At 29.6% G+C, this 9,686-nt stretch carries 9 protein-coding genes and 2 pseudogenes; 1 reads left to right on the plus strand and 10 read right to left on the minus strand.

Annotated features, from left to right (window positions below; genetic code table 11):
* Positions 1-9 precede the first annotated feature (9 nt).
* The 6 genes from HMPREF2852_RS06815 to nth form a co-directional block, all read right to left on the minus strand.
* Entirely contained in the window at positions 10-1,206 is a 1,197-nt protein-coding gene (locus HMPREF2852_RS06815; protein ID WP_070607001.1) for a phosphoglycerate kinase, read from the minus strand.
* Positions 1,207-1,253: 47 nt separating this feature from the next.
* Positions 1,254-2,261, minus strand: a complete 1,008-nt coding sequence (gene gap / locus HMPREF2852_RS06820; RefSeq protein ID WP_070607006.1) for a type I glyceraldehyde-3-phosphate dehydrogenase — start codon at positions 2,259-2,261, stop codon at positions 1,254-1,256.
* 77 nt (positions 2,262-2,338) lie between these two features.
* On the minus strand, positions 2,339-3,265 hold the full coding sequence (trxB, locus tag HMPREF2852_RS06825; RefSeq protein WP_070607009.1) for a thioredoxin-disulfide reductase: 927 nt from the start codon (positions 3,263-3,265) through the stop codon (positions 2,339-2,341).
* A complete protein-coding gene (locus HMPREF2852_RS06830) occupies positions 3,266-3,736 on the minus strand; it encodes a tRNA (cytidine(34)-2'-O)-methyltransferase (protein ID WP_070607011.1) in 471 nt (156 codons plus the stop codon). It abuts the gene before it with no gap.
* Positions 3,729-4,562 carry a Cof-type HAD-IIB family hydrolase gene (locus HMPREF2852_RS06835; protein WP_070607014.1) on the minus strand — a complete coding sequence of 278 codons (834 nt, stop codon included), beginning with the start codon at positions 4,560-4,562 and terminating at the stop codon, positions 3,729-3,731. Before HMPREF2852_RS06835 ends, HMPREF2852_RS06830 begins: the two co-directional genes overlap by 8 nt.
* Positions 4,559-5,206: an endonuclease III gene (gene nth / locus HMPREF2852_RS06840; RefSeq protein ID WP_070607017.1), complete on the minus strand. Its 648-nt coding sequence runs from the start codon at positions 5,204-5,206 to the stop codon at positions 4,559-4,561. The genes HMPREF2852_RS06835 and nth overlap by 4 nt, the downstream gene beginning before the upstream one ends.
* Before the next feature lie 97 nt (positions 5,207-5,303).
* On the opposite strand from nth, the pseudogene rodA reads away from it, so the two are divergent.
* Positions 5,304-6,478: pseudogene (gene rodA, locus HMPREF2852_RS06845) on the plus strand (rod shape-determining protein RodA).
* A 36-nt stretch (positions 6,479-6,514) separates the two neighbouring features.
* On the opposite strand, the gene HMPREF2852_RS06850 reads toward rodA, so the two are convergent.
* From HMPREF2852_RS06850 to HMPREF2852_RS06865, 4 genes and pseudogenes are all read right to left on the minus strand, one after another.
* Positions 6,515-7,051, minus strand: a complete 537-nt coding sequence (locus HMPREF2852_RS06850; protein ID WP_070607020.1) for a TIGR01440 family protein — start codon at positions 7,049-7,051, stop codon at positions 6,515-6,517.
* A gap of 70 nt (positions 7,052-7,121) precedes the next feature.
* Positions 7,122-7,745: a V-type ATP synthase subunit D gene (locus HMPREF2852_RS06855; RefSeq protein ID WP_070607023.1), complete on the minus strand. Its 624-nt coding sequence runs from the start codon at positions 7,743-7,745 to the stop codon at positions 7,122-7,124.
* Entirely contained in the window at positions 7,738-9,111 is a 1,374-nt protein-coding gene (locus HMPREF2852_RS06860) for a V-type ATP synthase subunit B (RefSeq protein ID WP_070607026.1), read from the minus strand. Before HMPREF2852_RS06860 ends, HMPREF2852_RS06855 begins: the two co-directional genes overlap by 8 nt.
* Positions 9,108-9,686 (minus strand): annotated as a pseudogene (locus HMPREF2852_RS06865) (V-type ATP synthase subunit A); the annotation flags it as partial. The gene HMPREF2852_RS06860 and the pseudogene HMPREF2852_RS06865, both read right to left, overlap by 4 nt.

A 9,686-nucleotide genomic window follows, 5' to 3' on the forward strand; every position in this document is an offset into this window, starting at 1 on the left:
ATCTACTCCTTATTTTTCATCTATACAATCAATTCCTGGTAGAGTTTTTCCTTCTAAAAATTCTAGACTTGCTCCACCACCAGTTGATACGTGAGTAATTTTATCCTTATATCCTGCTTCTTCTATAGCAAGGGCACTATCTCCACCACCTACTATTGTTGTTGCAGAAGAATCTGCCAAGGCTTTTGCAACTTCATTAGTTCCATTAGCAAATACTTTTACTTCAAATACTCCCATAGGTCCATTCCACACAACTGTTTTTGCTTTCTTTATAATATCAGCATATTCTTTTGCAGTTTTTGGTCCAATATCTAAAGCTTCTTTATCTTGTGGGATATTATCAATATCAACTATTTCAGTTTCAGCATCTTCTTTTATTTCATCAGCAATAACTACATCTTTTGGTAAAAGTATTTTTACATTGTTAGCTTCAGCTTTTTTAATTAATTCTAAAGACAAATCCATCTTGTCTTCTTCAAGAAGTGATTTTCCTATTTCTTTTCCTTGTGCTTTTAAGAAAGTATAAGCCATTCCTCCGCCGATTAAAATATAATCAACTTTTGAAATTAAATTTTCTATTACGCCAATCTTATCTGAAACTTTTGCTCCACCTAGGATTGAAACAAATGGTTTTTCAGGATTTTCCAAAGCTTTGCCCATTATTTCTATTTCTTTTTGAATTAAAAATCCTACAGCACTTTCAAGATTATTTGCAACTCCAACGTTAGAAGCGTGAGCTCTATGGCTTGTTCCAAAAGCATCATTTACAAACAAATCAGCAAGTGATGATAATTCTTTTGCAAATTCTGGGTCATTTTTTGTTTCACCTTTTACATATCTTGTATTTTCAAGTAAAGCAAGATTTCCATTTTCAAGCTTTTTTACTTCTTCTTTTACTTTTTCATCAACTACTACATCTGATGGTAAAAAGTGGAATTTTTCTCCATAGTGATTTTCTAACCACTCTGCTACTGGTTTTAATGAAAATTCTGGATTTGCTTCTCCTTTTGGTCTTCCCAAATGACTCATCAAAATAACTTTTGCATTATTTTCTAATAGGTAGTCAATTGTTGGAAGGGCAGCTTTTATTCTTGTATCATCAGAAATTGTATGATTTCCGTCTTTTGATAAAGGAACGTTAAAGTCTACTCTTACTAAAACTTTTTTGCCTTCAACATTTAAGTCTTTTACAGTTTTTTTATTCATAATTCTCCTCTAAAAAAGGCGAGAATAATATCTCGCCTGTTTAACTCTTAAAGATTTGCTAAGTAATCAAGTGTTCTAACTAGGTTAGATACGTATCCCATTTCATTGTCATACCATGCAACAGTTTTAACAACTTGAGTTCCATCTGTTCCTTCAACTATTTTTGTAAGTTGAGAATCAAATATTGAACCTGCTGGATAACCTATTATATCGCTTGATACAATATCATCTTCTGTGTAAGCAAATGCATCTGATGAGTATTTTTTCATTGCTGCATTAACTTCTTCTACTGTAACTTTCTTTTCTAATACTGAGTATAGTTCTGTAATAGATCCTGTAATTGTTGGAACTCTCAATGCAGAACCGTCAATTTTTCCTTCTACTTCTGGAAGTACTTTTCCTACAGCCTTTGCTGCTCCTGTTGATGCAGGAATTGTATTTTGTGCTGCAGCTCTACCACCTCTTAAATCTTTTTTAGAAGCTGGTGTATCTTGAATAGCTTGTGTAGCTGTATAAGCATGGATTGTTGACATTTGTCCTGAAACAAATCCAAATTCATTTTTTAGAACGTTAACCATTGGTGCTAAGCAGTTTGTTGTACAGCTTGCTCCAGAAACTACAGTTTCAGATCCATCAAGTATTTCATGATTTACTCCAAATACTATTGTTTTTAAATCTCCTTTTCCTGGTGCAGAAATAAGAACTTTTTTAGCTCCAGCTTTGATGTGTGCTTCTGCTTTTTCTTTTTCTGTAAAGAATCCTGTACATTCAAGCACTATATCTACACCTAATTCTTTCCAAGGTAAATCTTCTGGATTTCTTTCAGCAAAAACTTTGATTTCTTTGCCATTGATTTTAAATCCATCATCTGTTAATTCAGCATCTCCGTTAAATCTTCCTTGAGCAGTATCATATTTAAATGCATATAATAAACCTTTTTTATCAATAAGGTCATTGATTGCTACTACTTCAATATTTTCTTCTACTTCAGAAATTCTTCTTAGTGTAAGACGTCCTATTCTTCCAAATCCATTAATAGCTACTTTTGTTGTCATTATTTCCTCCTAAGTGCTTTTTCAATGTGTTTTACAATAATTATTTTACTAATTGACGTTTTTTTGTCAAGTTAATTCTACCAATTACCATTTTCAATATACTTGTTTGCCATTTCGCTAGCAATACATCCATCACTTGCAGCTGTTACCATTTGCCTAATTTTTTTGACTCTAGTATCTCCAACTGCAAATACTCCTTTAACATTAGTTTTCATATCCTCATCTGTTGGAATATATCCATTTTCTAATTCAACTTGGTCTTTAAACAAATCTGTTTGTGGAACATTTCCTATATAGACAAAAACTCCAATTGGACTATCGTCATCATTTTTTATTGTTTTTAATTCATTAGTTTGTGTATTTTTCAAAACTAATTCTTTTACTTCGCTATCTCCTTTTATTTCTTCAACTGTGTAATTTAATAAGAAAGAAATTTTTTCATTATCTTTACATCTATCAATTACAGTTTGACTTGCTCTAAGCCCTTCTCTTCTGTGAATTATTGTTATACTTTTTCCAAATTTTGTAAGATACAAGGCTTCTTCAAGGGCAGCTTCTCCACCGCCTACTACATAAATATCAAGTCCTTGATAAAATGGACCATCACAAGTTGAACAATATGAAACTCCAAGATTTGCAAATTCTTTTTCGCCTTTTACATTTAATTTTCTATGGCTTGCTCCTGTTGAAAGGATTACAACTTTTGTTTCATAAACTTCATCTTTTGTATAAACTTTTTTAACATCGCCCAAAAGTTCAACTTTTGTTACTTCTTGATATTTTATATCGCAAAACTGTTTGGCTTGTTCTTCCATTCTGTCAGATAAGGCAAGTCCACCAGCATCTTTTATTGATCCTGGATAATTTTCTACATGTTCTGTTGTAGCAATTTGTCCACCTGCTATATCTTTTTCTAAAATTAATGTTTTTAATTTTGCTCTACCTGCATAAAGACCTGCTGTAAGTCCCGCAGGGCCTGCTCCTATAATAATTACATCAAACATTTAATCACCTCTATTAATTAAAAAATCATTTTGCCTAAGACCTTCATATAAAACTATCGCAACTGAATTGGCTAAATTAAGTGACCTATCCATATTTTTTGTCATTGGAATTGTATAAACTCTATCTTTAAATTTTTCTATTATTTTTTTATCAATCCCTTCTTTTTCCCTACCAAAAATCAAATAATCCCCATCTTTGTAAGAAATATCTGCATAATTTTTATCACTACCAGTTTCAATAAGATAAATATTTTTCCCATTTATATATTCCAAAAATTCTTCCATTGAGTCGTGAACTACTAAATCAAGTTTATCCCAATAATCAATTCCTGCTTTTTTTAAACTTTTATCTGAAAAATCAAATTTAAATGGTCTTATTAAATGGAGTCTTGATTCGGTTAATACACAGGTTCTTGAAATATTTCCTACATTTCCAGGATGTTCTGGTGAAATTAAAACTATATTAAACATGAGAATTTTTCTCCAATACTATATTTATTGCCTCAACTAAGCCAAAATTTTCATTTGTTGAAACAGTATAGTCGCAAACTTCCTTTACCTTTTCAATAGAATTTCCCATAGCAAATGATAGGATTGAATTTTCTAACATGGGAATGTCATTATCTTGATCGCCAATTGCTGCAATCTCATCTTTATTTATACCCAGAAAACTTCCTATCTCACTTATTCCATTAAACTTGTTTACATTTTTTTCCATAATCTCAATAACTTTATCATTTGAGCTTGTAGCATAAAGGTCTAACTCTTTAACTTTTTCTAAGACCATAATCTTTTCTTCTTTTTTTTCTACATCTGGAAAAATTTGAAATTTTAAGGCAGTATTTTTTCTATTATTTAATTCTTTTAATGGATTTGTTGAAAATGAAAAATTCACTTGATAATTCATTCCGTACTGGCTATCTTTTTTCAAATGATTAAATCTTTCTGGTCTAATTCTATTTGAATAGTATGTATCTACGTCATAAAATTGATAGGAAAGCTCATTGTTTTCGCTAAAATTTATAAGCTCTTTGATTTTTTTATCATCAATTCCTTTTGTGTATATTGGTTTTTCTTTATTTATCATAGCAAGTGCTCCATTGTTTGTAACAAATGGATTATCAATGCCTGTCAAAGACATTAAATATCTAACTGAAGGCATAGCTCTGCCTGATGTAAATACAAATTTAATTCCATTTTCATCTAATTTTTTTAGGGCATCTATTGTTTCTTTTCTTAAAATTGAATTATTGTCAAGACTTGTTCCATCCAAGTCCATTGCAAATAATTTTATCATCTTATCTCCTTATAATCTTCGCATAAATCTCTTAAATCACATTCTTCACATAAGGGATTTCTTGCCTTACAAATTTTTCTTCCATGAGCAATTATTTGATGATGAAGTTTTGACCATTTTTCTTTCGGCAAATTTTTTCTTAAATCTTTTTCTGTATTCAAAACATCTTTACTAGCTGCAAGTCCAATTCTATTTGAAACTCTTTGAACATGAGTATCTACTGCTATTGCATCAATGCCAAAAGCATTGCTCATTACGACATTGGCAGTTTTTCTTCCAACACCTGGAAGTTTTGTTAAATCTTTCATATTATCTGGAACTTTTCCATCAAATTCTCTAATAAGCATTATTGAGGCATTTTTTATATTTTTTGCCTTATTTTTATATAAACCACAAGTTTTTATATAAGATTCAATTTCTTTTATATCCATATTCGAAAAATCTTCTGGAGTATTTGCGAATTTAAACATATTGCTTGTAACTTTATTTACCCTAACATCTGTGCATTGAGCAGACAAAATTGTTGCAATTAAAAGCTCAAATGGCGTTGTAAAATCTAAAAAACTTTTATCTAAATTCGGATACATTTGATCTAATCTATCGACAACTTCATTAATTTCACTTTTGTTTAAAATAATTATCACCTCTTTATCGTTTTATCATTATACCCTTAAATATAAAAATATTAATTGAAGAAATTTTCTGTCTATTATATAATTATTTTTGAATTGGAGTGATTAAATGTTTAATATAAAGAAAAAAGAATTCAAAAAATTTGATTGGCTTTTGTTTTTGAGCACAACTTTTTTGAGTATATATGGACTATTTGTCCTTTATTCTGCTTTTTCTGGAAATTTTTCAGAAATTAAAAGCCAAATTATTGCTAGTATTTTAGGATTTTCTTTTATAATACTTATTTGTACAATGGATCTAGATGTTTTAAAAAAAGCAGCTTACCCAGTTTATGGAGTTTCTCTATTGCTTTTGATTTTAACTATTTTTTAGGACAAGGCGCTGAAAGATGGGGTTCAAATTCTTGGCTAATTATTGGACCTGTTCAAATCCAACCATCAGAAATTACAAAAATAGGAATTATTTTTGCCTTAGCAGCATATTTAGAAAAATATAAGGACGAAATTAACAATCCATCAAGATTGATAAAAACTTTAGTTTTTGCATTTTTGCCAATAGTTTTTATTTTGTTACAACCAGATTTTGGTACAGCCATGGTTTATATTTTCTTTATAGCTGTAATGCTTTTTTTGGCTGGACTTTCTTGGAAATGGATTGTTGGGCTTTTAGCTGTGGCAGTTTTGGGAGCTTTGTTTTTATTATTAAATCTAAAAGGCTACAAGGCTGATAGAATTCACGATTTTTTAGACCCATCAAGAGATACATCAGGAAGTGGATGGCAACAACAACAAGGTTTAATTGCTATTGCCTCAGGAATGTTATCAGGTAGAGGATTTATGCAAGGAACTCAAGCACAATATGGTTATATCCCAGAAAAAGAAAGTGATTTTATATTCTCAGTTCTTGCAGAAGAATTAGGATTTATTGGTGCTATACTAATGTTAATTGCCTTTGTAATAATGATTTATAGACTTTTAACAATAAGCAAAAAATCAAGAAATTCCTTTATTTCTTTAATGGTTGCTGGTATCTGTGCAATGTTTTTTGTCCATATTTTTGAAAATGTGGCAATGACTATAGGACTTATGCCCGTAACAGGAATTCCCCTCCCATTTTTTTCATCAGGTGGAACATTCTTACTAATTTGTTTTATAAATATAGGACTTGCCCTATCAGCATCAATGCAAAAATCATCTTATGATATTGAAGATACAAGTTATTACGAAACTATAAAATTTAAAAATACACCTAATAAAAATATAAATTTATCTGAGAATAAATAAAAAAATCCTTGCAAAAATTAATTTGCAAGGATTTTTTTATTCGTATCTTGCCCTAATTCCTCCAATCAATTTTGGTCTAGATTTTAAAGCAGTCAAATGAGCGTTTCCAATATTTTTAATTTCTAATCTAAGAGGAACTTGGACAAATTTTATATGCATCCCTATATTTGCATCTCCAATATCCATACCAAAATCTCCACTTATATGTTCAATTACAACAGGATCTTTAAAATATTTATAAGCAGCAGTTGCAAAAGAACCTCCTGCGTGTATTTGAGGAACAACAGATACAATTTCATATCTATCCCTAAAAGCAAGCTCTCTTTCAACAACAATCGCCCTATTTATATGCTCACATCCGCCAACACCAAGATAAATTTTTTTCTCATTTAAAATTTCAAGTAAAGTTTTAACAACTTCCTCTCCAACTTCTCCGCTCGATTGCGTTCCTATTTTATATCCCAAAATTTCAGAAGATGAACCTCCAAGAATAAAAACATCTCCCGCTTTTGCCTTAGATTTTTCAAGAATTTCCAAACAAGCCTTTTTCACTTCATTTTTTATATCTTCCATAAATCCCTCCTAATCACTCTATTAAAAATATACCCAATAAAAAAAGATAGATGACATAAGCACCTATCTTTTACTTATTAATTTTTTTGTCTTTAATCATTTTTGTTTTAGAAAATTCTTCTCTTTCTCTCTCTTCAATTTGGCTAGAAATTGATTTAATTATAGCCTTATAATTTGGAATTTGAACTTTTTCTAATGAATTTACTTTTTTGGATGTCTTTTTTATTTCTGTATCCAAATTTTTAATAGTTGTATCAAGCTCTGCAAGTTTATATACTTTTTCTTTTAAATCATTCAATGACAAAAGAGCCTCATCAAATAAAGAATTAGTCAAATTTAATGAATACGATAAGTCCAATTTTTTTAAATCAAAATCAATTTCAAAAATTTTTGTTTGCATAAACTTTTTTTCTTTCAAAGTAATGGATTCATCTAGGGGAACTGATAAGGCTATCGATTTTAACCTATCTTCCCCCGTTGTTACAATTGCTTTTTTTATATTTTTTTTAACATCTTTAATGCAAGAATTAACAATTTTATTCAATTCATTTCTTTGATTTATTTTTGCATTATATTGACCTATCAAAGCTTTTCTTTTTTTATCAAGAATATCATAACCTTCATTGATTAGGCTTAATTGATTTTTTGCCTTCATCAAATTTGCCTTAGTTGGGGCAAATTTTGTTTCAGTCATATTTAGCTCCCAAATATTTTTCCTTATTTTCCTTGCTTACCCTGTGAATTTCTTCAATTGGTAAAATTTTTAAAATATCCCATCCCAAATCCAAAGAATCTTCCAAACTCCTATTTTCATAAGAATCTTGGCTTAAAAATCTATTTTCAAAATTTTTACCAAAATCCAAATATTTTTTATCCAAATCTGATAAGTCATCTTCTCCAACTATTTGAGAAATATTTCTAATTTCTTGAACTTTTGAATAAGATTCGTAAAGCTGATTCATCAAATCATCATGATCACTTCTTGTAAAGCCTTCTCCAATTCCATCTTTCATAAGTCTTGATAAAGAAGGAAGAATATTTATTGGAGGATAAATTCCTTTTTGATCTAAGCTTCTATCAATTACAATTTGTCCTTCTGTAATATATCCTGTTAAATCTGGGATTGGATGAGTAATATCATCGTTTGGCATTGTCAAAATTGGAATTAAAGTTACAGAACCATTAACTCCATCAATCATACCAGCTCTTTCATATAAGCTTGCAAGATCTGAATATAAATATCCAGGATAGCCTTTACGAGAAGGAACTTCTTGTCTAATTGAAGACACTTCACGAAGAGCTTCTGCATAAGATGTAATGTCTGTAATTATTACCAAAACGTGTTTATTTTTTTCAAAAGCCAAATATTCAGCAGCTGTAAGGGCACATTTTGGTGTAATTAATCTTTCCATAATTGGATCATCTGCCAAATTTTCATACATTACTACCTTATCTTTAACTCCTGCTTTGGTAAAAGCATCTTCAAAAAACATAGCTTCATCTTTTTTAATTCCCATAGCAGCAAAAACAAAACAAAAATCCTCTTCAGTTTTTAATTTTGCTTGCCTTACAATTTGGGCTGCGATTTCGTTGTGTGGCATTCCTGATCCAGAAAAAATTGGAAGTTTTTGTCCACGAATTAATGTCGTAAGAATATCTATTGATGAAATTCCTGTTTGGATAAAATTTCTTGGATATTCTCTAGAAACAGGATTTAGAGGATTTCCTTCAACCGAATAAAATTTATCAGAATAAATTTCTCCACCATCATCAATTGGTCTTGCAATCCCATTAAAAGTTCTTCCCAAAATAGATTCGTTTAAAGGAATTTCTAAAGGTTTTTCCTCAAATTCTACAACAATATCATTTAAGGAAAAATCTTGTGTATTTCCAAAAACTTCTACTGTAACTGTATCATCATCAATTTTTACAACTTGACCAATAAAATTTTCTCCCAAAGTGTTTACTTTTACCACAGCATTGTAAGCAATATCTTCTACCTTATCAAGTTCAATAATTGAGGCCTCAATTTTTTTGATTTTTGTATATTGCTTTTTCATTTATTACCTTCTTTCACACTTTGAAAATATGATTGAATATTGTTATTTAGTGATGCAAATTTTTCAATTTCATCATTTTTAATATCATATTTCATTGAATTAATTTTGGATATTAATGTTTTATCGTAAATATTTTTATAAGATATTCCTTCTTCGATTAAATTTTTTGAAATATTATAATAATTTTCTATAACTTTTAGCATTTGAATTTGCTTATTTAATGGAACATATTTATCGGTATCATTAAAGGCATTTTGTTGAAGAAAAGCAATTTTAATCATACTTGCTACATCCAAAAGATTTTTTTGCTTATCTGATAGGGAATCTTTTCCTACCAGCATTACTATTGATTGCAATTTGTCTTCCTCAGTTAAAATTTCCATCATTTTATTTCTTAAAGAAACTATATCTTCCCCACTAATATTTTCATAATAATTTGCCATTTGATTTAGATAATTTGAATATGAATTTAACCAATTTATAGCAGGATAATGTCTTGAATAAGCAAGATTTTTATCAAGTCCCAAAAATACATTTACACTTCTTCTAGTGTTTTCTGTTACGGGCTCAGAAAA

The sequence above is a fragment of the Anaerococcus sp. HMSC065G05 genome, from assembly GCF_001812365.1.
Taxonomy (GTDB): Bacteria; Bacillota; Clostridia; order Tissierellales; family Peptoniphilaceae; genus Anaerococcus; species Anaerococcus vaginalis.

Coding starts and splice junctions, on each gene's coding strand:
- HMPREF2852_RS06815 (WP_070607001.1), bottom strand. CDS start 1,206: ATGAATAAAAAAACTGTAAAAGACTTAAATGTTGAAGGCAAAAAAGTT.
- gap (WP_070607006.1), bottom strand. CDS start 2,261: ATGACAACAAAAGTAGCTATTAATGGATTTGGAAGAATAGGACGTCTT.
- trxB (WP_070607009.1), bottom strand. CDS start 3,265: ATGTTTGATGTAATTATTATAGGAGCAGGCCCTGCGGGACTTACAGCA.
- HMPREF2852_RS06830 (WP_070607011.1), bottom strand. CDS start 3,736: ATGTTTAATATAGTTTTAATTTCACCAGAACATCCTGGAAATGTAGGA.
- HMPREF2852_RS06835 (WP_070607014.1), bottom strand. CDS start 4,562: ATGATAAAATTATTTGCAATGGACTTGGATGGAACAAGTCTTGACAAT.
- HMPREF2852_RS06850 (WP_070607020.1), bottom strand. CDS start 7,051: ATGGAAGATATAAAAAATGAAGTGAAAAAGGCTTGTTTGGAAATTCTT.
- HMPREF2852_RS06855 (WP_070607023.1), bottom strand. CDS start 7,745: ATGACTGAAACAAAATTTGCCCCAACTAAGGCAAATTTGATGAAGGCA.
- HMPREF2852_RS06860 (WP_070607026.1), bottom strand. CDS start 9,111: ATGAAAAAGCAATATACAAAAATCAAAAAAATTGAGGCCTCAATTATT.